Consider the following 25822-nt stretch of genomic DNA (forward strand, 5'->3'; position numbering starts at 1 on the left):
ATGGACCTAACGCCTCAGCTCCAACCCCAGGGCCCGAGTCGCTAGCGCACCAACGCGACACCTTGGTCCTCGAGCACGCTAGCTACCGCCGCTAGGTCCTCGCCTTCGATATCCATATTGGAGGCAACGATGACGCTGGTGCGCTGCTCGCGTAGGAAATCCGCTAGGTCATCGAGGTTGCGCGGGCCGCAGTCTTCGCAGCCGCGGGTGCGGCCGAGTGCGTTAAAGAAGTCCGCGCGAGTGCGGATGTGTTCAGTAATGAGGATGCGTCGCATGATTACTCCTCTGCGTCCGGGATAGAACAGAAGCTTTCATAGTGGTCGTCGGTGTAGTACCACACGTCTGGGTCGGTCTCGCTGCCGCCACCGGTGATGATGCGGCGGGCACCGCGGTTGTGTCTGCCGGGGGTTTCTACCGTGTATTCGCGGTAGTAATTCTTGTCCTGCTGGGGCAGCCGGCCCTCGTAATTGCCAAAGCGGGCGTTGTCATTATCCGGGTAGTCGTAGGGGCCACCGGCCAAGATATCGTCTGCGGTGTCTTTGGCCTCGGCGGGTAGGGAAGACATCTCGCAAGTATCGGCGTCGCCAGTCGCGGTCCCTGCTGCGGACTCCGACGGTGAAGAGGCAGAGGATTCATCATTGCCGCCGAGGTCGAAGCCGAAGTAGCCTGCCACGACGGCGAGCGCAAGGCCGCCGAGGGCAACGGGGAGCGATTTCTTGGACGCTTTGGACTTGGGCATACCTTTATTGTTGCAGGTGCGGCGCTAAAAGTATAAATCGCCCTGGGCCAATAGAGAGGTCAAAAATTCCCCCGTCACGGGGGTAGGTAACAGCGTGGGTAAAGTACCCCAACAGAGGGTAATTTGCGCCCAAACTGTGAACCCTGGCGAAGGGCACCTTCCTGTCCTAGGCAGTTAAGCGTTCCCACCGCGCGCGGGGTAGTCTGTACGCATGGCAAAAGGCAGAATTCCGGACAGCGATATCCAAGCTATCCGTGAACGCGCGCCTTTAGAAGAAATCGTCGGCGAGTACGTGCAGCTCAAGCCCGCCGGGCACGATTCGCTTAAGGGCCTTAGCCCCTTCAAGGATGAAAAGACTCCGTCCTTTCACGTGCGCCCGCAGCGCGGCTACTATCACTGCTTTTCCACCGGCAAGGGTGGCGATGTATTCAGCTTCCTGATGGAAATGGAGCAGGTCTCCTTCCCAGAAGCGGTTGAAGCGGTAGCGCAGAAGATCGGCTATCACATCAACTACCAGGGCGGTTCTACGGGCGCGCGCAATGAGAAGCCGGGCACGCGGCAGCGCCTCATCGCTGCCAATAAAGCCGCCCACGAGTTTTACCGCCAGCAGTTGGAGACCCCACAAGCGGCTACAGCCCGCGATTTCCTGCTGGATCGCGGTTTTTCCCGCGAGGTCATCTATGACTTCGAGTGCGGCTATGCCCCAGAGGGATGGGATACGGCTACCAAACACCTGCTGCGCCTAGGCTTTTCCTTTGAAGAGCTGGAAGCAGCTGGCATTTCCAAGATGGGCAAGCGTGGTCCCATCGACCGCTTCCATCGTCGTTTGCTGTGGCCGATTAAGGACCTTTCCGGCAACGTCATTGGCTTTGGCGCCCGCAAGCTTTTCGACGACGACAAGCTCGGCAAGTACATGAACACCTCTGAGACCATGCTCTACCGCAAGTCCAAGGTGCTCTTTGGCCTCGATTTGGCCAAGCGCAATATCGCCGAAAACCACCAAGCCGTGGTGGTAGAAGGCTACACGGATGTCATGGCCATGTATGCCGCAGGCGTCAAGACCGCTGTTGCTTCCTGTGGTACCGCCTTTGGCGGCGAGCACCTGCAGGTGCTGCGCCGACTCATGCTGGATGATTCCTACTTCAATGGCGAGCTCATCTATACCTTTGACGGCGATGAGGCAGGGCAGAAGGCCGCCATGCGCGCCTTTGATGGCGAGCAAAAGTTCACCGGTCAATCCTTTGTCTCCGTAGCGCCCGACGGCATGGATCCGTGCGATCTGCGTCTGCACAAAGGCGATGCCGCCGTGCGCGAGCTCATCGCGGACCGCATCCCCATGTTCGAGTTCGTTATCCAGTCCGTCATCGCGGAATACAGCATTGACAGCGCCGAGGGGCGCCTGCAGGCCCTGCGCCGCGCGGTACCCGTGGTCGCACAGATCCGTGATCAACCTTTGCAGCGTGAATATGCCCGGCGTCTAGCAGGTTGGGTGGGCTGGCCGGATCCGGAAGAGGTTCTCCGGCAGGTGCGCGCGGAGGCACGCAAGCCCAAGAAAGCCGAAAAGCCCACCATTCGTCGCTTCGACAATGCGAAGCAGCAGCCGGCACAGCAGGACGTGCCGATGATCCATCCGCCGAGCCCGAAGGAGACCCACCTGTGGCCTCAGCGCGAGGCCCTCAAGCTGGCCTTGCAGATGCCGCAGGTGGCAGGCTCGTACTTCGATGGCATTACTGCCGACGCCTATACCAACGACGCCTACCGCCTCGTGCGCCAAGCCATCTCTACCGTGGGCGGCGCAGCTCAGGGCGCCACCATGCCGGCCGTGGAATGGATCGCCGCGGTGGCCGGGGAAATGCAGGATCTCACCGGCCGCAACTTCGTCTCGGAGCTTGCCGTAGAGGCCATTTTGCCAACCGACGTCGGCCCCGAAAAATACGCTGACTCCGTGCTTTCCCGCCTGCAAGAAACCGTGGTGGGAGATCAAATTGCCCAGCTGAAGGCTCGTCTTGGCCGCATGCGTCCCTCTGATGATGAGGCTAGCTATAACTCGCTTTTTGCTGACCTCGTCGCTTTAGAGCAAGCCCGTCGCGAGCTCAATGACCGCGCCTTCCGCGGCACGCCTCCCCAAGGTTAAAAATATCCCCTCGCCATGTCACCGATTCAGGTGCGCAGCGAGGGGAGGGAAGAGGCTGAAACTAATTTAGTCCTCATCAGGTTCATAAATGCGGTCCGCGTTGTCTACTTGGGAACCGCGCAGCCGGCCTTTGCCCTTGCGCTTGGAAGATAGATCGCGAACCTCCCGCATGCGCGGTTCCGGATCCAAGCGGTTGGCTACTGCCTTGCGCGCAGAAGTGACGGCAGATTTGGTTACGGGGGAGTTGATGGCCTTCTCGTAGGCGCCCTTGATCTGGTGGTAGCGCTTGCGGCCTGCTTTGGTGCCAAAAACGTATCCTGCTGCGGCGCCGAAGACGAATTGGATCATTATTTAGCGTGTCCCCTTATTCCAGTACGAGTAAAAGTTCTCCACTAGCCTACCGCGAAGGCCCGTCGCTCGCTGCTAGCCACCGTTAAGGGGTAAAGCTCGATTTGCTGTAGGACAGCTCTTTTCATAAACAGGAATTCGCGCTAGTTTAAAGAGGTGGACATAAACGCGCGTAGGGACTCGGCCGCGGCCTCAGCAGTAGCGCTGGCCGCGCTATTTACCGCGAGTATTTCGGCAGAATCGAGTAACCAGAACACCGGTGTTGCTACTACGCAGAAAGCTTCAGCTTGGTCCGAGGATTGCTAGATAGTACCGGGAAGGTGTAGTCACCGTCCCAGCTTTGTGCATGCGGGTTTAGCGTCACGTTCACCTTTTTGTAACTTTAGCTAGATATTATGCGTGGGAATTCGTTACTAGTGAAAGGTTTCCACGTTGAACTATCGGAATAAACTCCGCCCGGCAGTTCGCGCACTCGCCTTGTGCGCGGCCACCGGACTGACCATAACGCTGGCACCGGCTGCCAGCGCCGCCCTCCCCGTGGCCGTGCCACAGCTCCGCGAGCCTGTTACCCAGCAGACCACCGGCGCTCCTCCGGTCCAGCACCCCGGTGCCCCGGTTCCAGAGCCGTTTAGCACGGACTATATCGCGGGCTTTGAATCCGATGTTTCCTCTTATCAATTTGGCAACTACTGGCAGGTAGTCCAGCTTTTTGATCACATCAAGGCTCAGCCAGAAATCCGCCAAGAAAATATGGACAAGGCCGTGGCCATCAATAACGCCGCAGCCGGTGACCCCGCTTTGATCCGCCGCGCGCAGGCCGATGCCAAGGCCAGCTCGACGAGCGTGCTCAACGCCGTTTCTGACTCGATGGGCAAGAACCTAGGCGATGCCTTCCGCGCTGCCTTGGCCGAGCACCGCCTGCCCAAGACCGAATACCTCCTAGGAAATGGCTATGCGGCCCGCGCAGGCGGACTGGCCAATTCCACGATGTCGGAGAAGTACTACTTCAACTATCAACGCCCGTACCAGCGCGCGCCGCAGGCGATTAAGCGCTATGACGATGGCTCCAAGGATCTCTATCCCACCTCGCCAGCCTTCCCTTCGGGCCATACCAATCAGGCAACGTGGATTACCACGCTGATGTCCTTCATGCTGCCTGAGGTAGGCCCACAGCTCATGCTGCGCGGCGCGGAGGCCGGCAACCACCGCGTAGTACTGGGCGTGCATTACCCGCTGGATGTCATCGGTGGGCGCATGACAGGACAGGCCGCCGCGGCTGACCGCTTGAATGACAAGCGCATGCGCAATGCCCTGTGGCAAGCCTCGATGGAAGTGCGCAAGGAAATTAAGTGGCGCACCGGCAAGACGGTGGAAGAATTGGTGGCCCAGGATCGGGCAGAGGGCACCGACTATCGGTCCACGGCGGATGCGGTAGAACAATACTCCACATTCATGGACTATGACTTCGCCCCGCGCTACCGAACTGACGCCCCGATGGTCGTCCCGCAGGCCGCTCCAGTGCTGCTTGCCGCATCCCATCCAGAGCTCAGCTGGGATCAGCGTGCCGAGGTGCTACGCCAGACCGCGCGTCCAGCCGGCAACCCATTGGATTGGCAAGCAGAAGGAGGCTCATGGCAGCGTCTCGATCTAGCCCGCGCCATGGCGGCCAGGGTGACCATCGCCCCAGACGGCGGCGTGAGCGTCAGCGGCTAGCAGGTTCTGCAACCTGTGGGGGTACAGATCTCCAGACCATGGTTCAATTTAGAAATATCTCCGTCACTCTAAAGGAAAAGATTAGTGACTAAGCCCAAGATAATGACCGTTTACGGCACCCGGCCGGAGGCCATTAAGGTCGCCCCCGTCGTTAAGGCGCTGGATAAAGATGAGCGCTTTGAATCCATCCCGGTCTCTACCGGTCAGCATAAAGAGATGCTGGAGCAGGTCAACACCATGTTTGGCATCCAGCCGAAGCACGACCTGGGGCTCATGAAACAGGGACAGGGACTCAATGAGCTTGTCTCCCGCGCCATCGCTGGATTGGACTCCATTATTGAGGAAGAAAAGCCGGACGTCATCATCTCCCAAGGCGATACCTCTACCGCTATGGCTGCAGCGCTCGCCGGATTCCATCGCGGGGTAAAGATCGTTCACCTCGAAGCCGGTTTGCGTACCGGCGATATTCATTCGCCGTTCCCAGAAGAAGCTAACCGTAAGCTCATTGGTCAGGTAGCCGAGCTGCACCTGGCTCCAACCGAAGGCTCGATGGAGAACCTGCGCCGCGAGAATGTGCGTTCCAAGGACATTGTGGTCACCGGTAATACCGTCATTGACGCTCTGCTGGAAGCAGCATCGTGGGACACGAAGTTCGCAGACCCTGCCCTGCAGGAAGCCGCAGACTCCGATAAGCAGCTTGTCGTAGTTACCACCCACCGCCGCGAGAACCTTGAGGCGATGAAGGAAATCGGTGGTGCAGTTAAGGACTTGGCAGAAGCCTATCCGGAGATTAACTTCGCATTGCCGCTGCACCTCAACCCCAAGGTGCGCCAGGCGGTCCTGCCGGAGGTCGAGCACCTGCCAAATATCATCATCACGGATCCGCTGCCTTATGACCAGTTCACGCAGCTACAAAACCGTGCCACCATCATCTTGACTGACTCCGGCGGAGTCCAGGAGGAGGCACCAGCATTGGGCAAGCCGGTGCTAGTCATGCGCCAAAACACCGAGCGCCCCGAAGCCGTCGTTGCCGGCACGGTTAAGCTGGTGGGCACTAATCGCGATCTCATTGTGGCAGAGGCAAAGCTTTTGCTTTCCGACGACGCCGCATTCGACGCCATGGCCAACGCCGTCAATCCTTATGGTGACGGCAAGGGCGCGCAGCGCGCTATTGCGGCTATCGCAGAGTTGACCGGGGTAGGCGAGCGCGTAGAGGATTTTCTGCCGGAGGCAGGTTCCTCTAAGGGGCCCAAAGGCGAGGAATCACTCGCGCGCCTGCCGGAGAAAGCGGATATATTAAAGGTATGAAACCGCTGGATATCCGCTGTAACCACCGAGAGCGCATGAAAGCTGCAGACATTTTAGGAGATGCGCTTTCGGCAGGGCAGATTGACCTCGATGATTTTGAAAAACGCTCGGCCGCCTGCGTTAATGCGACGACTCGCGCTGAGCTCATCGAGCCGCTGGCTGACCTTGTAGAGGACCCAGAAATTCTCCTGTTCGGGCAAGAACGAAAAATCGCAAAGGCCTATGCGGGCCAGCAAGAATCCAAAGCCATCGCCAAGGTGGAGCAGGCTATCCGCCAGGTGCAGCCGAGCGTGCAGGAGACCCGCTCCCTTGCGGTGGGGATCTTCGGCGGGTCTACTGTCAGCGGCGGGGCAGTAGCTCGTTCTCTGACGGCGTTGGGCTTTTTCGGTGGCGTGGACATCGATCTCACGGGCGTCGCCCTGCACAGTCGTACTACCACCATCAACGCGGCGGGCGTCTTTGGTGGCGTCGATGTTTATATTCCCGAAGGCTTCCGCGTCCACGTCAGCGGCGTTGGCCTTTTTGGCGGACATGACCTCAAGGTAGAGAACGGCGCCATCCATCCGAATGACCTCCCAGTAGACGCGCCAGAAATTATTGTGAACTGCTATAGCCTCTTCGGCGGCGTAGACGTTCACGTGGGGCGCCGCTACGGCGAGTAACCAAGCGCGATTGTAGTGCAAGCAACCACTTGCACTAATGAGCGTGGGCCAGTGCTTAGTCGGCCTCGATGATCGCTGCTAGACCTTGTCCGCCTCCAATACACATGGTAACCAGCGCGAGCTTACCGCCGGTGCGGTGAAGGTGATGCGCGGCGGTGACGACGATGCGGGCACCGGTAGCACCCACGGGATGGCCGAGCGAAATGCCAGAACCGTGCGGGTTGAAGCGCGGATCATCTGCCGAAATGTCCCATTCTTTGAGTACAGCCAGCGCTTGGGCGGCAAAGGCCTCATTGAGCTCAATGAGGTCAAGATCATCGAAGGTGATGCCGAGGCGATCCATAACCTTGCGGGAAGCCTCCACCGGGCCGATACCCATGCGTTCCGGATCCACGCCGGCTAGGGCCCATCCCTTGAGCGTGACCATTGGGGTAAGACCTAGCTCCTCGGCTTTTTCACGGGTAGTCACTAGGACGGCCGCGGCACCATCGTTTTGGCCCGAGGCATTACCGGCGGTAACCGTTGCCTCTTCGTCCTCCTTGCGCATGACCGCGCGCAGTTTAGATAGCTTGTCTGTACTGGAATCTGGGCGGACATGTTCATCCTTGTCTACGACGATAGGCTCCCCCTTGCGCTGGGGGACGGTGACGGGGATGATTTCGGCGTCGAAAAGCGATTGTTCCTGTGCAGCGGCGGCATTGCGGTGGGAACGTGCAGCGAGCTCGTCTTGGGCGACGCGCTCGATGGAGTATTCGCGGCGGAGATTTTCGGCGGTCTCAATCATGCCGCCGGCAATCGGGTGGTGCTTTCCGCCGGCGGCCTCGCGGGCTTCTTGGAGGCGATCGCGAAAGATCATATTTCCTCCCTTTGCTCCCCAGCGTACATCCGCATCAACGGTGTATTCGGTGCGGGACATAGACTCCGCGCCGCCGGCGATGATGACATCGGCAGCGCCAGTAGCAATGTGGGCACCTGCGGTAATAATGGCCTGCAGACCCGATCCGCAGCGGCGATCGAGCTGCATACCCGGCACGGTGGTGGGCAGGCCAGCGTCTAAGGCAGCCACGCGGCCCAAAGCGGGTGCGGCACCATTAGGGGAGCCTTGGCCCAAGATGACGTCATCGATTTTGGTGGGCTCGATACCGGACTCTTCCACAATGGTCTTGACCACGAGGCTAGCTAATTCTTGGACGGGGACGGACTTTAGCGCGCCACCATAACGGCCGACAGGGGTGCGCTTGGGGTAGCAAAGGACTACGTCGCGGGTGTGCATGATAATTCTCCTTTAAGAAAGTTCGGTGGTGGCAAGGTCATGGGAGATTGCCTTGCAGGTTGCGATGAGCTCCGGCAGGATGCACGTGGTGAGATCCTCAGTGGAATAGACGGATGTTTGGGTTGAGACATTGATGGCTGCAGCAGTGCGGCCCGAACCATAGCGAATAGGAACTGCAATGGAACGCAGGCCCTTCTCCAGCTCTTGGTCTACGATGACCCAACCGCGTTTCCGGATCTCCGCTAGGCGCGCCCGAAGATCCGCGGGTGCGGTGAGCGTGTGAGGGGTGACTTTCTCCAGCGACGCCGTTTCTAGGAATTCGTCCAACTGCGATGGAGTGAGATCCGCTAACAGTACCTGTCCCATTGAGGTCGCGTGCGCGGGAAAGCGGGTGCCGATGGTGATATTGGTGGCCATGATGCGGTGTGCAGCGGCGCGGGCAATATAAACCACGGTGTCCCTATCCAACACACTGACAGAGCAGGATTCATCGAGTTTGGTGGATAACTCCCTCAAATGGGGCTGGGTAATATCGGGAAGACCCAAACTCGATAGGTAGGAATAGCCCAGTTCCAAAACCCGGGGGGTAAGCCAAAACTCAGAGCCATCCGTGCGCGCGTACCCCTCCGTTACCAAGGTGTGCAAAAAACGACGTGCAGTGGCACGTGCTAGCCCTGTGACCTCGGCAACCTGGGCCAGAGTCTGGCGTGGGCGCTCGCCATTAAAAGAGTGCAAAACGGCTAATCCGCGGGCGAGTGACTGCACCGTGGGGGTGTCGTTCAAGGTGTGGTCTCCGATTCTAAAAATTGATGAAGTGGCCTACGTCTCGTAATTGTATCCAAAAGTGTTCGCACTGTGAACCCTTGTGCAATATATGAACCACACGTAGGCTGAAGCCATGTTAGATAAAGTCATCGACTCAGTAGAAAATGCCGTAGCAGATATTCCAGACGGCGCTTCCATTGCGGTGGGCGGATTCGGGCTCGTGGGAATTCCGGCGCGTCTAATTGATGCTCTGCGCGAACTCGGCTCTGGAGACCTCACCATCATTTCCAATAATCTTGGTACCGACGATTTCGGGCTCGGGCTCTTGCTTAAAGATCATCGCATTTCCCGCTCTATTGGTTCCTATCTCGGAACGAATAAGGAGTACGCCCGCCAGTATCTCGAAGGAGAACTGACTGTGGAATTTACCCCGCAGGGAACGTTGGCCGAGCGTATGCGTGCCGGCGGTGCTGGCATTCCCGCCTTCTATACCAAGGCCGGCGTGGGAACCCCGCTTGCGGAAGGGGATATCCCCACCCGTTATAACCCGGATGGGTCCATAGCGCAGACTTCTAAGCCGAAGGAAACTCGTGAGTTTAACGGCGAGCTCTACGTGCTGGAGGAGGCACTGACCCCAGATTTTGCCTTCGTTCATGCCGCTCGCGCAGATCGATACGGCAACCTAGCTTTTGCCAAGACTGCGCAGAACTTTAACCCGGATGCCGCTCGTTGCGCTGATATCACCATTGTGCAGGCAGAAGAATTGGTGGAGGCGATTCCGCCGGCCGAGGTTGACGTGCCGGGCATCTACGTCGATCGCGTCGTAGAAGTGGGAAAGCAAGAAACTGGAATCGAATTTAGGACGGTGAGCAAGTAATGACCTGGTCACGTGAAGAAATGGCGGCTCGGGCCGCACAGGAATTGAAAAACGGCGACTACGTCAACCTAGGAATTGGCATGCCAACGTTGATTCCTGGATTCCTCCCAGAGGGCCTCGAAGTGGTGCTTCATTCTGAAAATGGCATCTTGGGCGTAGGTCCGTACCCGGCCGAAGATAAGGTGGACCCGGAACTTATCAATGCTGGCAAAGAGACCATCACTGCTGCTCCCGGAGCTTCATTCTTTTCTTCTTCGGAATCCTTTGGAATGATTCGATCACGCGCTATCGACGTAGCGGTACTTGGTGCCATGGAAGTATCCCAATTCGGAGACCTTGCCAATTGGATGATTCCGGGCAAGATGGTCAAAGGTATGGGCGGTGCCATGGATTTGGTTCATGGCGCCAAACGCATCGTGGTGATGATGCAGCACGTGTCCAAACATGGCAAGTCCAAAATCCTTTCAGAATGCCAACTGCCGCTCACCGGCGCGCGTTGCGTGGATCTTATTATTACGGACCGCGCCGTCTTCGAGGTTGATGAGTTAGAAGGTCTGACCTTAGTTCAGATGGCTGAGGGGGAGACTGAGGACTCCATCCGCGAGGTTACTGATGCCCCATTCACGCTGGACCTGTCTTAGTCCTGAACTGTTCCCGAAAGCCCGCCTTCTAGCACTCGGAAGGCGGGCTTTCTTTTTCATTTCTAATGAGTGGGGTTCTTTGGTGCTGAATTAGCTAAAGGCTGGGCCGAAATGATTCATGCTTCGGCCCAGCCCTAGGTGGGAATGAGAGAGGTACTAGTTAGACATCGCGTAGGTCTACACCCTTGGTTTCAGGGAGAATGTACATGCTAATGATGGTGAGGACGCATAGGGCGATGACATAAAAGCCAGAGGCCCACGCCAGATCGTGCGCGACAAACCACTGGTAGATATAGGGCGCGGTTCCGCCAAAGACAGCTACAGAGAGGGAGTATGCAAGACCGATACTATGCGTGCGCTGGGCGGTAGGGAAGACCTCGGACATGATGGAAGATAGCAGCGCACCACCGGCGGCGACGATAATCACGCCTACAGTAGAAGCGACGAGCAGGGTCCACGGACGGGAATCGATCAACGCCATGAGTGGGATTTGCAAAACGGCCATACCTACCGCGCAGATATAGATGACGGGTTTGCGTCCAATCTTGTCCGAGAGACTGCCCCACAGCGGTAGAGCGATAAGGCCAGCAACTTGAGCAACCACCGTGACCCAGTACGCGCCTTGTGTGGTCATTCCTTCGTGGCTAATGGCATAGGTAGAAACGTAGGAGGTCCACGTGTAGTGCGCGGAAGTAACGCCGGAGACCATGCCGATAACGAGCAGGATATTGATCCAAGCCGGACGAGTAGCGGAGGCAGATTGAGGGATTGCTGCGCGCTCCTTGCGCGCTGGGGTGTCTACGCTGGGCTCGGAACTGTCAATTTCCTTGAAGTGATCAGACTCTTTCATGTGGCGGCGTAGATATAGCGCTACACAGGCAGAGAGCGCGCAGAGGAAGAAGGGGATGCGCCAACCCCATGAGGCAAGTTGGTCATCATTGAGTACGAGGGAGATTAGGCCGCCGAGCACGTAGGCGATGACGGAGCCACCGAAAATGGAAACGTAGACCATAGAGCCCCATTTACCGCGGTGGGCGTTGGGGGCGATTTCTGGGATATAGCTATTGGCGGCAGCTGATTCACCGCCGTGGGCGAAGCCCTGCAGGATACGGATCACCAAAAGACCCACAGAGGACCAAATGCCGATCTGCTCATAGGTGGGCATGACTCCGATGATCGCGGAGGCGATGGCCATCATGATAATGGTCATCATGAGTACAGATTTTCGGCCGCGCTGATCTGCTACGCGGCCGAAGACGATGCCTCCGAGTGGACGCACAAGGAAGCCAACGGCAAAAACGCCGAAGGTAGCTAAAAGGGCGGAGGTGGAGTCACCCTTATTGAACATTGCGGTGGCAATGAATGGGGCAAAGACTGCATAGGAGCTCCACTCATACCACTCTAGGATTTGCCCGGTAAGGCTGGCTCCTAGGGATTTGATGTCGGTGGTAGAAGCTGCGTTTTTGCCGGATTCGGTATCTGGTGGCGATGTCGGTTTGGTGGTGGATGTCATGAGTTCTCCTTGTAGTGGGACCGGGACGGTTGGGAAAAATATTACCTAGATCACACAAATGGGCGGCGAGGATCCAAAGTATTGAGATCGTCTGGCGCTATTGATGTTGTTTACCGCGTGAGAAACTGCACGTGATGAACCCCTTTCGGGGACAACCTGTGGTTAGATTTATGGTTCGCATTGTGAACTTGGGTGCGCATTGTGACCCCACTTGGGGGTAGTTGGGTAAATGTCTAGCGTTTCTGAGCTTGGATAACGGCGGGAAAGCCCTCCTTAGGTAAAAGTTTTAGGTTCACAGTGGTGGACACTGGTGTAGCGTGTGACACATGACACGGACGGAAAGGTATGAGTCCTAAGCCACCCGAGTCTTGTCGGAGCCACACCCTAAGGAGGGATTTATGACTGCTCTTAGTCCCGAGGAATTGAGCACAGAAAGCCTCGCCGAAGTCATGGCCGCGGGCGGACGCCCAGCCGATAGCGAGCGTGAAATTAAGATCATCGATACCACCCTGCGCGATGCGCACCAGAGTATCTGGGCCACCCGCATGACCACGGAACACATCCTTTCTCTGCTGGATGACATCACCAATGCCGGGTTCGAGCACGTTGACCTAGTTGCCCCCATTCAGTTCGACGTGGCCGTGCGGTATCTCAAAGAGGATCCGTGGGAACGTGTGCGCCTCGTCCACGAGCATGCCGCCCCCGGTACTAAGTTCCGCGCGCTGATTCGCTCCAAGAATCTGGCATCCTTTGACTTCCTGCCGGATGATGCCATCCTTAACTGGACTGAACGCCTTTATGCCAACGGCTTCCGTGTCATTGGTTCTTTTGATGGGCTCAATGACATCGACAACATTGACAAGGGCCTCAAGCTTGCCAAGGAACTTGGCGCTGAGACCTTTGGTGCACTGTCCTACTGCCTTAGCCCAGTGCACACCGATGAGCTCTACAAGCAAAAGGCGGAGGAGCTGCTTGAACGCACCGACGTCGACCGCATCATGCTGAAGGACGCCGGCGGATTGCTCACTCCGGACCGCATGAGAACCCTTATCCCGGCTATCCGCAGCTCCATTGGAGAAGATATCCCGCTGGAGGTACACACCCACTCCCTGACCGGCTTGTCCCCATTGACCTATCTCTTTGGCGCGGAGTTGGGCGTGGATTCCATTCACACCTCCATCGCTCCGCTTGCCAACGGCCCCGGTCAGCCTGCGACCCAGGCCTTGGTACGAGATCTGCGGGCGCTCGGCTATACCGTCAACGTTGACGATGATCGCATCGCCTCTGCCAGCGACCGGATCCAAGAAATCGCCGATACTGAGGATAAGCCGGTGGGTGTGCCGCGTGCTTTCGACGGCCTCCACTACATGCACCAGCTGCCAGGCGGCATGCTGACGAACTTCGAATCTCAGCTGGAAACTGCGGGCCTAGGAGACCGATTTGAGGAGCTTCTCTATGAGGTGGCTCGCGTGCGAGAAGAGCTGGCATACCCCATCATGATTACGCCATTTGCCCAGTTCGTGGGTACACAGGCCGTCATGAATGTGATGACTGGTGAGCGCTACTCCGTGGTCCCAAATGAGATTAAGAAGTATGCCCTGGGCTACTACGGTGAACCTCTGGCCCCGCTGGACCCAGAGGTATTGGAAAAGATCCTGGCCAACGGTTCCTCCGAAATCACCGAGGAAATCCCAGAACTCAAGCCGGTACTGCCGGGCCTGAAAGAGGCGCATCCGGACGAGGACATCGACACCCTGCTTTTGCGCGTTATGTTCGCCGGCAGCCAAGTCGATGAAATGAAGCGCTTCGTAGCTGAGGGCCGCGCCGGCGAGGGCGAAGGCGTCAAAGGAGGCGTCTTGACCTCCCTCGTCCAGCAAATCTACAACTCTTCCGATACCACCGACTTCCACCTCAAGACCTCTGACCTGGAAATTAACCTCACTAAAGGAGAAAAGTAATCATGACTGATACCACCAACCTGCAGGATCTGAAGGCCCTCCTGAAGTGGGCCAACCTTTCCGATGATATCCAGGAGCTGCAGATCAAGTATGGCGACATCGAACTCGCCATGTCCCGCACGCCTGGCGGCCTCGACCGCCCAGCCCCGGCTCCGGCACCAGCTGCCGCGCCTGCAGCTGCTCCATCCGCATCCCCAGCAGAGCAAGCTCCCGTACAGCAGGCGCCGGCCCAAGCGGAGCCTGCACCAGCTCCCGCTGCACAAGAACCCGCTGCTCAGGAGGAGCCAAAGGCTTCCGGAGCTCCGGCAGCAGAGGGCGAGACCGTCACCGCTCCTATGGTCGGTACCTACTATGCTTCCCCGAAGCCGGGCGCGGACCCATTCGTCAAAGTTGGCGATGAGGTCGAGGTAGGACAGGTGCTGTGCATCGTCGAGGTTATGAAGCTGATGAACAATATTGAGGCCAAGTTTGCCGGAACTGTCAAGGAAATCCTCGTGGACAACGAGGATGCCGTTGAGCACGGCCAGCCACTAATGATCATCGAACCAAAGTAAACCCCGTTCCCGCACACCGATCTGGAGGAAAACATGTCAGATCTCTTAAATAGCGTTCTGATTGCCAACCGCGGCGAGATCGCCTTGCGCGTTATCCGCGCCTGCAAGGAGCTGGGGATAAAATCCATCCTCGTCTACTCCGAGGGTGATAAGGATTCCTTGCCTGTCAAACTAGCTGATAAGGCAGTCTGCATCGGCCCAGCCAACGCTGCGAAAAGCTATAACAGCCCCGAGCTCATCCTTTCTGCGGCCATGGCTTTTAAGGCTGACGCCATCCATCCCGGCTACGGATTCCTATCTGAAAAGCCCGACTTTGTACGCATGGTGGAAGAAGAAAACATCGGCTTTGTCGGTCCCTCTGCCGAACACATCGGTTTGATGGGGGATAAGATCGAGGCAAAGCGCATCGCGCAAGCTGCCGGGGTGCCCACCGTGCCCGGCTCCGATGGAGTAGTCACCGAAATTGATGAGGCGATGGAAGTCGCCCGCAACACAGGCTTCCCGCTGCTTATTAAGGCTGCAGCCGGCGGCGGAGGTCGTGGCATGCGCGTGGTTGAATCCGAGGACACGCTGGAAAAAGATCTCAATGAGATCATGAACGAGGCCGAATCGGCGTTCAACGATCCCTCGGTGTACATCGAGCGCTATCTCACCGATATTAGGCACATTGAGATTCAGGTGCTTTCGGATGGAGAGAACGTCGTGGCCTTGGGAGAGCGTGACTGTACCTCCCAGCGCCGTAACCAGAAGCTTATTGAGGAAGGCCCGTCCCCGGTCCTGACCGAGGAACTCCGAGCGGGTATGCAGGAAGCTGCCATCAACCTGTGCAAGGAAGTTAAATACAAAAACGCCGGTACCATCGAGTTCGTCTTCGACAACACGGAAAACAAGTACTACTTCATCGAGATGAATACCCGTATCCAAGTCGAGCACCCGGTCACGGAAATGATCACCGGCGTGGACCTCATCAAGGAGCAGCTACGCATTGCCTCTGGACAGAAGTTGTCCATCAGGCAGGATGATATTGAGATACGCGGCCACGCTATTGAATGCCGCATCAATGCTGAGGACCCGAACCAAAACTTCGCTCCTCGCCCCGGCAAGATCGAACACTATCGCGTTCCAGGCGGCTTTGGTGTACGCATGGATACCCACATCGAAACCGGCTACACCATCCCACCTTTCTATGATTCTATGGTCGGCAAACTTATCGTGTGGGCAGAAGATCGCGATGAAGCCATCGCTCGAATGCTGCGCGCTATCGATGAGTTAGAGGTGGAGGGCGTGGTGACGACTGCGCCGTTCCAGGCGATGTTGCTCGATAGCGAAAAGTTCCGCAGCGGTGAGTTCAATACCGGTTATGTGGCCAAGCTACTGGAGAACACTGACTCCATTCCCGCGGATTAATAAATCTTCTGGTAGCTAGCCCGCACCATCTCATGGCAGTGCTGCCGCCACTCCGAGAGTGCAGGTCCCACAACCCTGGGCCTGCACTTTCAGTGTTTCTGCATTGTGCAATGTGGCAGAAACCATGCTTGGCGATGCCCCCAGCTGCTTATAAGAAAGGACGCCCTATGTTGGTCATTGCCGCCCTGCTGGTCGGCGCCATAGTGCCGGTACAGACGGCCATTAATACGCGGTTTCGTGAAAGCGTTGGCTCCCCAATTGTGGCGGGATTCTTTTCCTTTATTATTGGCTTGTTCGTTTCTGCGCTTATTGCTCTTGCGCTCACCGGCCACCTAATTCCGGATTTAGCCACCGCTGCGCAACAGCCTTGGTGGGTGTGGCTCGGCGGGTTTATGGGAGTTTCCTTCATCGTGGGAAATATTCTGCTTTTCCCTCGCATCGGCAGCGTGGAGACCGTTATTTTGCCTATCTTGGGGCAGGTAACAATGGGCCTGCTTTGCGATACCACCGGCATATTTAATTCCCCACACGTTGGAGTCGGCCCGCTGCGCATCCTCGGGGTGGCCGTGGTGTTGGTGGGAATCGCGTTGGTATTGGAAATCGGGCGCGGTGCCGCTACTACGCACGCCACAGCCAGTGGTGTGAAGCTGTGGTTGTGGCGGCTTTTTGGGGTTCTTATTGGAATGGGCTCAGCAACCCAAACTGCTGTCAACGGCTTCCTCGGCCGTGCATTGGGCAGCCCCCTTCCCGCCGGCGAGATTTCTCTAGCGGTCGGCGTGCTTTTGCTTGCAGTGCTGTCTATTGTCCCCCTTGGTCCGCGGCGTGCTCTTTTCACCCGTCCCGCCCCTGGTCCATGGTGGATGTGGTTCGGTGGAGTCCTTGGGGCACTCTTCGTGGTTGGTGGGGCTACGCTTTCTCCCATCTTGGGCACGGGAACGACCGTGATTGGATCGTTGGTGGGATCAATTGTGTGCGGTCAGGTAGTAGAGTCGCTCGGCTGGGGGCATGCGCGCCGGGGACTGCCCCCTATTCACCGCGTAGTGGGACTGGCCTTAGTCATCATTGGGGTCGTGATGGTGCGTTCGCTCTAAAGCGTAGTGCCTTAGCGGCGCCAGCGCTCGAGCACCAGGCGTCTATCCAGTGACCGTGAAACGCAGGGCGCAAAGGCGCCGTCTGCATGCATTTGTTCATTAAAGACGGAATCTCGATGATCTGGCTCGCCTTCTATCACTTTCATAACGCAGGTGCTGCAGGTGCCTTCTAAACAACGTGACATCACCGGCAAGTCAGCTTCCTCGAGTGCCTCGAGTACAGTGACATTGGCTGGAACGTGTACGGTTTCCCCACAAAATTCCACGTCGAAAGCGCAATCGCCTGCACCGGCATTTTTCTCTCCGCTAAGCGCTTCCATATCAGGGTGGAAGTTTTCCCAGTGGAAATTCTGGTGGGGAAGATAGTCCAGCACTACCTCCTTTGCGCCGGACATGAACCCTTGCGGACCGCATACATAAAACACTGTTTCCTGCGGGGCTTGGGACAACAGGTGTCGGTAGATTTCTTCTTGCCGTGCACGGGGTGAGCCAAAAACTTCAATGAGACTATCGCCGCATATGCTGCGCAATTGGGGCAGCAGTACGGCGCGGGTAATGCTAGAGGCGAAGTAGAGAACCATGAAGGGTTTGCCTTGGCGCTGTAGCGATTGGGCCATGGAAAGCATAGGCGCAATACCAACACCGGCGCCGGCGAGCACATAGTAGCTGGCGGTGTCAACGAGTTCGAAGTTATTGTGCGCTGGGGAGATGAGTAACTCATCGCCCGCGCGAAGTTGCATCATGACAAGGGAGCCACCCCGCGAATTCTCTTCGCGTTTAACGGCGATGCCGTAGGTTGAATCCGCACCGGCGCCGCCACAGGGGGTCTCTTTGGATGGCATTTCAAAAACGGAGTACTGGCGCACTAACTCCGTATCCTCTGGCCCGGTGAGCGTGACGTCTACGTGGCAGCCAGGGGAGTAGTCGGGGAGTTTCGCTCCTTTCTTAAAGCAGAATTCCAGCACCATAAGGTCATCAGCGACTGGGGTGACCTGCTGTACTGTGGCCCGCAGCCGCGAACCTTCGCTCCGTTTTGCTGTGCCTCGTGCCGGAGAGTGTTTTAAGGAAGTTTCGTCCATTGTGGCCCCTTTCTGCTCAATGGCGTGGGCGGAGCGAGGGAAGCCTGTGAAGCGTTCTAACGCTGTGCGGCCCATTCGCATCTCGCGGCACCACTTCACGCCATTCAGCTTTTAAAGTAATTGAGGACATAGTAGCCACTAACTGAGTTCTATGTCACTCATGTAGTAACACTGGGCCAGTTAAGCGCATTCGATACACCCACATGGGTGGGTGAAGGCTTCAAATTAAAAGATTTCCTGGCGCATCCTTCTGTCTTATTTCTCATGGTAGGGGGTGTAATTCAAGCCCTTCTGTCCACTGTTGAAAGTTTAAAGCAGAGCAAAATGGGTAAACCTCCGCGAATTCCATTGCGGTGCAATCTGACTCTCTATACGATGACCACTACGTATTAAAGGTGACATAGAGCACATATTGTTCAACAGTGTGTGGTCTCACACTTGAGTGAAGAAAGGGAGTCACTGCAATGTCAACCCCCACCAAGCCCTTGGCGAGCGAAACCACGCAGCCAGAGATTTTGCCGATGTCCGATAATCCTTATGAGGATTTCCGCTATTTTTACCGCGATGGAATGCCGCTACGCCCGGCGCCTAAGCGGCGCGTAGACAAACCGGGTTGGTCCACGCTTCGCCATAATATTTTTGACAAGTGGCACACTGTCCACGATGACTGGGCCGGGTATGACACGCCCCAAACACGACTCCTAGATGACCATATGTGGCAAACGGATGAACAAGGCGCCGCTTTGGCTGAATCCTTCCGTCGCGATGGCGCAAAGAAAGCTCGGGCCGACTTTGAGCAAGCTCTAAATAAGGGCATCGAAACCGTCGAAGAACCGTCATCAGAACTCGTTGCCTTCTTTGAGCAGGTAGATACCATTCCTGAGTGGATTGATCTGGAGGCCGCTGAGCGGGGACGCGTGGCTTATTACAATGCCACGCCAAGCGCAGATTTGCTCACCTTCAACTTTGGTTATTGGGCTACCACCATGGAGGATCGCACCTCTGCGGCCACGGGTGAGACCGGCATGTTCGAATTCAAAGCGATGCAGCGCGCGCTAGAGACTTCCAAGTTCTTTGTTGATTTGGGCAAACAGGATGTCTTTGATCGCTTTGGGGAAGGCCGCAAAGCGGCAGTGCACGTTCGCCTTTTGCATGCACAGGCTAATAGGGGACTGGAAAAGCTATGGGGCCCAGAACACTACAACGAGTTCGGACGGCCGATTGGCTCGAGCTTCCTCGTTTCGGGTGAGGGCTGGTTTGCGCTCATGCCACTAGCCATTGACGAGCTATTCGGTCGTCCTCACTCTGGACAAGATTGGGATGACGTAGCTCAGTACTGGGCTTATGTCTTGCACATGATGGGTGCAGAGCACCGTCTCATTCCAAAAAATGGTGATGAGATGCGCAAAATGACCGACTTCATTTACGCAAATGGTGGGCGGTCTTCCGCGTATCACCAGCGTGTTGCCACTGCGCTGATGTCCATTGTGGAACAAATGGATCCCAATCTGCCGCTAGAAATGCTGGGCTCGTTGGCCACGTTGGTTGGCCCTGAAGATACCAAGTTCATGGTGGAGGGGACCCGTTGGGCCGAATTGGACTTTAGCCAGGCTGCGAAGGATTTTGAGGAAAAGGCCCGTAAAGAGGCTGAAGAAGCCCGCGAAGCGGACCAACGACCAGACGCTGAAGCCTATAAGAAGCAGAAAGCTACTCAAGGTCGCCCGCCGTGGTCGAACGCCTTGGAAGAGGTGCAGGAATACATCAAAAATAACGAGCCTGACGTCAAGGTGGCCTGGACTTTGCACGACGATTCGAAAGAAGCAAAGCGTTAGATCCCGCGCTACCGACTTAAAGATTAGAAAGTGAAGTGACTCGAATGTCAACCCCCACGAAGCCCTTGGCGAGCGAAGCCCTTCAGCCAGAGATTTTGCCGATGTCCGATAATCCTTATGAGGATTTCCGCTATTTTTACCGCGATGGAATGCCGCTGCGCCCGGCACCTAAGCGGCGCACCCCCACCCCGAGCTGGTCCGTGTTGCGCCATAATATTTTTGATTCTTGGCACTCAGTGGAAGATTCTTGGGAGGGCTACGGTACTGCGCAAACCCGCCTTTTAGATGACCACATGTGGCAAACCGATGAGACGGGTGAGAAGCTCGCCCAAGCCTTCCGTCGCGATGGAGCGAAGGAATCGCGGAAAAAATTCGAGCAGGCGCTAAATCAGGGCATCGATACGGTGCGTGAACCTGCCCCTGAGTTGGTGGAGTTTTTCCAAGAAGTAGATCGGATCCCAGGTTGGCTAGACCTCGAGGCCGCCGAACGCGGGCGCGTAGCCTATTACAACGTCACCCGCACCTCAGAGATTCTTGCTATCGCCTTTGCTTATTGGGCAACCACGTTGGAGGACCGCACCTCAGCGGCCACAGGTGAGACCGGAATGTTCGAGTTCCAAGCCATGCAGCGGTCTATTGAGACTGCACAGTTCTTTGTGGATCTAGGAAAGAAGAACGTTTTCGAGCGTTTTGGTGAGGGACGCAAGGCGGCGGTGCGCGTGCGTTTGCTCCACGCCCAGGCAAACCGCGGATTGGAAAAGATGTGGGGTCCGGAGCACTATAACGAGTTCGGGCGTCCAATCGGCTCCAGTTTCCTCGTCTCTGGAGAAGGCTGGTTTGGCATGATGCCGCTTGCAATCGACGAGTTCTTTGGCCGTCCGCATAGCGGCCAGGAGTGGGATGACGTGGCTCAGTATTGGGGATACATCCTCTACATGATGGGAGCGGAGGAGCGCCTTATCCCTAAAACTGGCGATGAAATGCGCAAGATGACTGATTACATCTATGGCAATGGCGGATATTCCTCTGCTTACCACGAGCGTGTGGCTACCGCGCTGATGTCCATCCTAGAAAGCCTCAACCCCCTCGTGCCGCACGTTGCCCTTGGCGCACTATCTACCATCTGCGGCGAGAAAGACACCAAGTTTATGGTGCAGGGCACACGCTGGGAAAAGATCAACTTTAGGCCTTGGGCCATCCTCTTCAAGGCAGCCGCTAAAGCGGAAGCTCGTGCGGCCCGAATTCGGGACAAGCTGCCAGGTGCGAAAAGGGCCAGGATAAAGCGAGCCAATAACGGCAAGCCCCCTTGGACTGCGGTGACGGAGGTGATCAAAGACTACATCGCTAAGAACGAACCAGATACCAAGTCCGATTACACCTTGCACGATGACTCGAAAGAAGCCCGCAGCTAAACCGACTTCACCAACTCTCACCAGACTATAAGGAGAAACCACAATGAATGCACCAGCACCGTTGAGCACCGTAAATGAATGGCCGGCCGGCCGCGGTAGCCGCGAAGAATTTGTGGCCAAGTATGGCACGCAGCGCGCAGACCGCTACCAAGAGGCCTTCTGGGCTATGGATCCCGTGGCAGACGCCCTATTCACCAGCGGTCATACGGTCAAAGAAATCATGCCCAACCTGCGCGAGGCCTTAGCTCGCGGCACCGCCGATGACGATACCCTGCCGGAGGTAGCGGCATTGATTGAGGATATGACCAAGGCGCTTGCTGGTCTAGACGCCGAAAAGCTTGAGCGTGGTCGCCGCACTTACCTATCCATCCCGCCGTTGAGTCACGGTCTGGCGTTGGGCCCTGGTTCCTTGGTGCATACGTATGCTACCCCGGCCATCGCTGACCTTTTGGTTAACACCGGTGAGCTTACTGACGGTGCAGTCAAGCGCCTTGCCTACACCACAAATTGGACCTATTCGCTTTACCTGCCGGATGCTTTGCAGCCAGGAGGGGAGGGCTTTATTCATACAGGCATGGTGCGCGCGATTCACGCTCATGTGCGCCGCGTACATAACCGCAAAGGCTTGGACTATTCCGACTATGGTGCGCCGATTAGTGAATTCGACATGCTGCGCACCTGGTTCGATTTCACGTATATCCCATATGCCGGGCTGCGCCGCATGGGCTGGCAGCTCACCGCGGAAGAAGAAAAGGATGTGTTCTACCTGTGGAAGATAGTCGGCCGCATGTTGGGAATCCGTCCCGATCTCTTCCGCGGCGAGGATGGCGTAGAGGCCTCACAGGAGACCATGGACGCCATCCATGCCGTCGACGGCGAGATTAACGAGGCTGCCCGCCAGCTTGTCGATGCCTTGATGTCTGGCTTCGTTGTCAATGCTAGGGAACTCACTGGTTTCCCAGAAGACACACTTACAGATTGGACCGCTGCGCACGTGCGCATCATCCACGGCGATGAGGTGGCTGATGCCTGTGGCGTGGCGCAGTCCGTGATGCAGCCCATCTTGGAGATGGAAGCCCCACTAGTGCAAGAACGTTTTGACCTGCTGCGCCAAGACAAGGAAGCCCTCGAGGCGGAAATCCAGAAGAATGAGGACATGGTCCGCCAGATGCTTACCCGTGATGCCACCTACATGAAGCAGGATGAGGGCGTGAAAATGAAGGACGGCTCGATGGCCGTCGGCGCTTAAATCGGTGACATGGCTAACAAAAGTCGCGTACTGTTGTGACAGGCACAATGCCTGCGCGATGTACATCAATATCAACACCCCATAGGAAGGAAGTCCCGATGTCTAAGGGCTACGCAGTTACCAACCCCGCCACAAATGAAGTGGTAGAAACCTTCGATACCTTTACCGACGAGCAGATTCAGGATGCACTAGCCAAGTCTCACGAGGCCTTTCAAACCTGGCGTAAGACCCCAATTGACGAGCGCGCCAAGATTGTCTCCCGTGCTGCTGAGCTCTTTAAGGAGCGTAAGGGCGAACTAGCCAAGATTGAGGCCCAAGAAATGGGCAAGGCCACCCCGGAAGGGGAGTGGGAGATCAACTTCTCCGGCGATATCCTGCAGTTCTATGCGGATAACGCGGCAGAGCACAATAAAGACAAGCCAGTCGATGTACCCGGCGGAAAGGCCGTGGTTCGCCGCCTTCCCGTTGGCTCTCTCCTGGGTATCATGCCGTGGAACTACCCCATCTACCAGGTCGCACGCTTTGCCGGACCGAACTTGATGAATGGCAATTGCATTTTGCTAAAGCATGCCGAAATTACCCCGAAGTCCGCCGCTGCTATCGAGGAGATCTTCCGCGAGGCGGGCCTGCCCGAGGGCGTGTACATCAATATATATGCCGATCATGACCAGATTGCGGACGTTATTGCTGATCCGCGCGTCCAGGGTGTTTCTCTCACTGGTTCTGAGCGTGCCGGCGCCGCCATTGCGGAAATCGCCGGCCGCAACCTTAAGAAGGCTGTGCTGGAGCTCGGCGGCACTGATCCGTATATTATTCTCGATGCCGCCGATATCACTAAGGCGGCTGAGGAAGCCTGGGTCAAGCGCATCGAGAACGTCGGCCAGGCCTGCACCTCCAATAAGCGCATCATCGTCATGGAGGATATCTACGACGAGTTTGTTGATGAAATGGTGCGCATCGCCGAGGGAATGGAACAAGGTGATCCTTCCAGCCCAGCGGATAACCAGTACTACCCAATGTCCTCGCGCAGTGCCGCGGAGAACCTAGACAAGCAGGTCCAGCGCGCCGTGGACAAAGGCGCCACCATCCGTACCGGTGGCGAGCTGCATGAAACCGCGGCCTATTACACGCCAACCGTGCTTACCGACGTCCCCGTAGGCTCCGAATCCTACTATGAGGAGTTCTTCGGCCCTGTGGCCGAAATCTATAAGGTCTCTTCCGAAAAGGAAGCAGTGGAGCTAGCCAATAACTCCAACTACGGTCTGGGCGGCGCCGTCTTCTCTGAGGACACCGAGCGTGCCACCAACGTGGCTGACCAGATCGATACCGGAATGATCCACGTCAACCTGGGACAGTACTTCTCCCCAGTGCTGCCTTTCGGCGGAATCAAGAATTCCGGCTACGGCCGCGAACTTTCTGTCTTTGCCCTAGATGAGTTCGTAAATAAGCAGTATCTGTACATCAACGACTAGGCCACAAGCCGTTCTAGCCCAGAGGTAATAGGGCTCAATACAAAAGTACCCGCTTAGCAAAGCTAAGCGGGATTTTTGCTCCTCCAACTGGGCTCGAACCAGTGACCCTTCGATTAACAGTCGAATGCTCTGCCAACTGAGCTATGGAGGAATAAATGATGTACTTCGAACTTGCTGTTCTCTGTGCAACGAGGAATAACTATATAGGGTTCATGCGATTTCAACAAATTGCCAGCACACGGCGGTAAAATGACTGAATTCGTTGTCCTTATGTAGCGGGAACGCGTCAGGAATGGGTCAGGACTCCACTCACGGGGGTTCCTGTGCAAAAATGGTGGGTAAGAAGGCTAGTTCTATGGGAACCAGTAAGCTGGAAATAGTGGATCAGTACGCTATTGAGGCTTGAGAGCGACGGATTTAGTACTAACGAAAGAGAGAAAATTGCGGATCCTCATCATTTCGCAGTATTGGTCGCCAGAAAGTAACGTGCCGCAGCGTCGCTGGGAATGGATCGCTAGCATTCTAAAGTCTCAAGGCCACGAGATTAGAGTCATTGCTCCTCCGCCGGCTTCTGTTCGACGGGCCTCTATTAAGCACTGGTGGAGCGCATCTCTTTTCCGTCCTCGAACAGAAGAAGAAAAGAATGACGCCGTAGATTTAGTCATCCGGAGTGGGTTTATCCCGTGCGGTGGCTCATTAATACAGCGTGCAATCGGTCAAGCAGGCATCGCTCTGGGGTCTCTCTATGCAGTACTAGTAGAGTTTGGCTTTTGGAAATCTTGGAAGCCTGAATTGGTTATAGGTACAGTGCCGGCTTTGCCAACCGCCGTGGTCGCCTTTGTAGCAGCGAAAATCTCAAGGGCGAAATTTGCTATCGACTTAAGAGACGCCTGGCCCGACCTCTTAGCCTATTCGAGTGAGTGGAATAAGGGGATCAAGAGTGCTTCGCTAAAGCATAAAATCTTGAGCAGAGGGCCGATTCAGTTCGTTAGTCTTGTGGTTGCCAGGACTCTCTACTACGTCTTGGGGAAAGCCCAAGGTGTCATTTTTACGGCAGAAGATTTGAAATTAGATTTTCAGAATCGACCTCAGCTGCGGAAGAACTCAAAGCTTCTGAACAATATGGTTACTATCCGGAATGTTTTTCCCCGAGAGGGATTGGGGCAGAAGAAGGCTCCAGGCTCAGGGGAAGGACCTCTAAAGGTGCTGTATGCCGGCACTATAGGTCGCGCCCAACGACTTCAAAACGTGATTGATGCAGCGGTGATCGCGGCGGAGCGTGGAGTGCCGATTGAGCTAAAGTTCGTGGGCGCAGGAGATGCTCGCTTGTCAGTAAAAGATTATGCAAAGCAAAGAAAAGTTCCCGCAACTTTCATTAAGCGGAAGTCAGCTGACTCCATCTCAGACTATTACGACTGGGCAAATACCGCGCTTGTCCATTTAACTGATTGGAAGCCATTAGAAAGAACTGTTCCCTCTAAACTGTTCGAGCTTATGGAGTACGGGGTGCCAATAACAGGTGTTGTAGCCGGGGAATCGGTCAGGTTGATCGAGTCCTTGGAAGCCGGTTATGCGGTTCCTCCCGAGTCGCCGGAAGCTCTAGCGAACCTATGGTGTGCCTTAGCTCAGGGCGAATTGTCTCTCAAGGCTAGCGAAAGAGCTAAACATTGGGTTGAGAACGAACGGAACAACGTTGTGCCCAGCTTGATTGCTAAGTTCTTGAAGCAGATGGAGTCATAAGCATGCCTGCTGGAATTGGTCGCTCGGTCATCAAATTTTGGTCCATCAATGTTGT

The 25822-nt window shown here is 56.3% G+C and carries 22 protein-coding genes and 1 tRNA gene; 15 read left to right on the plus strand and 8 right to left on the minus strand.

Annotation, left to right across the window (positions count from 1 at the left end):
• Positions 1-41: 41 nt before the first annotated feature.
• Positions 42-275: a barstar family protein gene (locus I6I12_RS04065; RefSeq protein ID WP_023021008.1), complete on the minus strand. Its 234-nt coding sequence runs from the start codon at positions 273-275 to the stop codon at positions 42-44.
• A 2-nt stretch (positions 276-277) separates the two neighbouring features.
• Positions 278-739, minus strand: coding sequence for a guanyl-specific ribonuclease (locus I6I12_RS04070; RefSeq protein WP_200288798.1), 462 nt, complete (start codon positions 737-739; stop codon positions 278-280).
• A 211-nt stretch (positions 740-950) separates the two neighbouring features.
• Here I6I12_RS04070 and dnaG point away from each other — a divergent pair, with 211 nt between their 5' ends.
• Positions 951-2873 (plus strand): DNA primase, encoded by a 1923-nt coding sequence (dnaG, locus tag I6I12_RS04075; RefSeq protein ID WP_200288799.1) that lies wholly within the window; start codon positions 951-953, stop codon positions 2871-2873.
• Between the two features lie 66 nt (positions 2874-2939).
• Here dnaG and I6I12_RS04080 read toward each other — a convergent pair whose 3' ends face one another.
• On the minus strand, positions 2940-3221 hold the full coding sequence (locus I6I12_RS04080) for a hypothetical protein (protein ID WP_023021011.1): 282 nt from the start codon (positions 3219-3221) through the stop codon (positions 2940-2942).
• Between the two features lie 432 nt (positions 3222-3653).
• Here I6I12_RS04080 and I6I12_RS04085 point away from each other — a divergent pair, with 432 nt between their 5' ends.
• The 3 genes from I6I12_RS04085 to I6I12_RS04095 all read left to right on the plus strand — a co-directional run bounded on the left by I6I12_RS04085 (position 3654) and on the right by I6I12_RS04095 (position 6904).
• Positions 3654-4934: an acid phosphatase gene (locus I6I12_RS04085; RefSeq protein ID WP_234288168.1), complete on the plus strand. Its 1281-nt coding sequence runs from the start codon at positions 3654-3656 to the stop codon at positions 4932-4934.
• Between the two features lie 84 nt (positions 4935-5018).
• Positions 5019-6242, plus strand: coding sequence for a non-hydrolyzing UDP-N-acetylglucosamine 2-epimerase (gene wecB, locus I6I12_RS04090; protein ID WP_200288800.1), 1224 nt, complete (start codon positions 5019-5021; stop codon positions 6240-6242).
• The gene (locus I6I12_RS04095) at positions 6239-6904 is read left to right on the plus strand and encodes a DUF1707 SHOCT-like domain-containing protein (RefSeq protein ID WP_023021014.1); all 666 of its coding nucleotides are present in this window, start codon (positions 6239-6241) and stop codon (positions 6902-6904) included. Before wecB ends, I6I12_RS04095 begins: the two co-directional genes overlap by 4 nt.
• A gap of 55 nt (positions 6905-6959) precedes the next feature.
• Here the strand turns inward: I6I12_RS04095 and I6I12_RS04100 are convergent, their stop codons facing one another.
• Positions 6960-8177, minus strand: coding sequence for an acetyl-CoA C-acetyltransferase (locus I6I12_RS04100; protein ID WP_200288801.1), 1218 nt, complete (start codon positions 8175-8177; stop codon positions 6960-6962).
• A gap of 12 nt (positions 8178-8189) precedes the next feature.
• Entirely contained in the window at positions 8190-8960 is a 771-nt protein-coding gene (locus tag I6I12_RS04105; protein WP_200288802.1) for an IclR family transcriptional regulator domain-containing protein, read from the minus strand.
• Between the two features lie 115 nt (positions 8961-9075).
• Here I6I12_RS04105 and I6I12_RS04110 point away from each other — a divergent pair, with 115 nt between their 5' ends.
• Both I6I12_RS04110 and I6I12_RS04115 read left to right on the plus strand, forming a co-directional pair.
• Positions 9076-9819 carry a CoA transferase subunit A gene (locus I6I12_RS04110; protein WP_023021017.1) on the plus strand — a complete coding sequence of 248 codons (744 nt, stop codon included), beginning with the start codon at positions 9076-9078 and terminating at the stop codon, positions 9817-9819.
• Positions 9819-10460: a 3-oxoacid CoA-transferase subunit B gene (locus I6I12_RS04115; protein WP_086589098.1), complete on the plus strand. Its 642-nt coding sequence runs from the start codon at positions 9819-9821 to the stop codon at positions 10458-10460. The genes I6I12_RS04110 and I6I12_RS04115 overlap by 1 nt, the downstream gene beginning before the upstream one ends.
• A 160-nt stretch (positions 10461-10620) precedes the next feature.
• Here I6I12_RS04115 and I6I12_RS04120 read toward each other — a convergent pair whose 3' ends face one another.
• Complete coding sequence (locus tag I6I12_RS04120) at positions 10621-11973, minus strand: MFS transporter (RefSeq protein ID WP_200288803.1); 1353 nt, start codon at positions 11971-11973, stop codon at positions 10621-10623.
• 398 nt (positions 11974-12371) lie between these two features.
• Between I6I12_RS04120 and I6I12_RS04125 the strand changes: the two genes are divergently transcribed.
• The 4 genes from I6I12_RS04125 (at position 12372) to I6I12_RS04140 (ending at position 16983) form a co-directional block, all read left to right on the plus strand.
• Positions 12372-13931: a hypothetical protein gene (locus I6I12_RS04125; RefSeq protein ID WP_023021020.1), complete on the plus strand. Its 1560-nt coding sequence runs from the start codon at positions 12372-12374 to the stop codon at positions 13929-13931.
• Positions 13932-13933: 2 nt separating this feature from the next.
• Positions 13934-14485, plus strand: a complete 552-nt coding sequence (gene accB, locus I6I12_RS04130) for an acetyl-CoA carboxylase biotin carboxyl carrier protein (protein WP_023021021.1) — start codon at positions 13934-13936, stop codon at positions 14483-14485.
• Between the two features lie 33 nt (positions 14486-14518).
• Positions 14519-15892, plus strand: coding sequence for an acetyl-CoA carboxylase biotin carboxylase subunit (gene accC, locus I6I12_RS04135; RefSeq protein WP_023021022.1), 1374 nt, complete (start codon positions 14519-14521; stop codon positions 15890-15892).
• 167 nt (positions 15893-16059) lie between these two features.
• Entirely contained in the window at positions 16060-16983 is a 924-nt protein-coding gene (locus tag I6I12_RS04140; RefSeq protein WP_023021023.1) for a DMT family transporter, read from the plus strand.
• Between the two features lie 11 nt (positions 16984-16994).
• Here I6I12_RS04140 and I6I12_RS04145 read toward each other — a convergent pair whose 3' ends face one another.
• Positions 16995-18062 carry a PDR/VanB family oxidoreductase gene (locus I6I12_RS04145; RefSeq protein WP_200288804.1) on the minus strand — a complete coding sequence of 356 codons (1068 nt, stop codon included), beginning with the start codon at positions 18060-18062 and terminating at the stop codon, positions 16995-16997.
• Positions 18063-18526: 464 nt separating this feature from the next.
• Between I6I12_RS04145 and I6I12_RS04150 the strand changes: the two genes are divergently transcribed.
• From I6I12_RS04150 to I6I12_RS04165, 4 genes are all read left to right on the plus strand, one after another.
• Positions 18527-19894, plus strand: coding sequence for an oxygenase MpaB family protein (locus tag I6I12_RS04150; protein ID WP_234288169.1), 1368 nt, complete (start codon positions 18527-18529; stop codon positions 19892-19894).
• A 44-nt stretch (positions 19895-19938) separates the two neighbouring features.
• Positions 19939-21306 (plus strand): oxygenase MpaB family protein, encoded by a 1368-nt coding sequence (locus I6I12_RS04155; protein WP_234288170.1) that lies wholly within the window; start codon positions 19939-19941, stop codon positions 21304-21306.
• 43 nt (positions 21307-21349) lie between these two features.
• The gene (locus I6I12_RS04160) at positions 21350-22555 is read left to right on the plus strand and encodes an oxygenase MpaB family protein (RefSeq protein WP_200288805.1); all 1206 of its coding nucleotides are present in this window, start codon (positions 21350-21352) and stop codon (positions 22553-22555) included.
• A gap of 98 nt (positions 22556-22653) precedes the next feature.
• Positions 22654-24027, plus strand: coding sequence for an NAD-dependent succinate-semialdehyde dehydrogenase (locus I6I12_RS04165; protein WP_200288806.1), 1374 nt, complete (start codon positions 22654-22656; stop codon positions 24025-24027).
• Between the two features lie 78 nt (positions 24028-24105).
• Here I6I12_RS04165 and I6I12_RS04170 read toward each other — a convergent pair.
• Positions 24106-24178, minus strand: a tRNA-Asn gene (locus I6I12_RS04170).
• Positions 24179-24429: 251 nt separating this feature from the next.
• Between I6I12_RS04170 and I6I12_RS04175 the strand changes: the two genes are divergently transcribed.
• A complete protein-coding gene (locus I6I12_RS04175; protein ID WP_200288807.1) occupies positions 24430-25767 on the plus strand; it encodes a glycosyltransferase family 4 protein in 1338 nt (445 codons plus the stop codon).
• The last annotated feature ends 55 nt before the right edge of the window (positions 25768-25822 follow it).

Origin of the sequence: Corynebacterium kefirresidentii (assembly GCF_016599755.1) — a bacterium.
In the GTDB taxonomy this organism is placed as follows: domain Bacteria; phylum Actinomycetota; class Actinomycetes; order Mycobacteriales; family Mycobacteriaceae; genus Corynebacterium; species Corynebacterium kefirresidentii.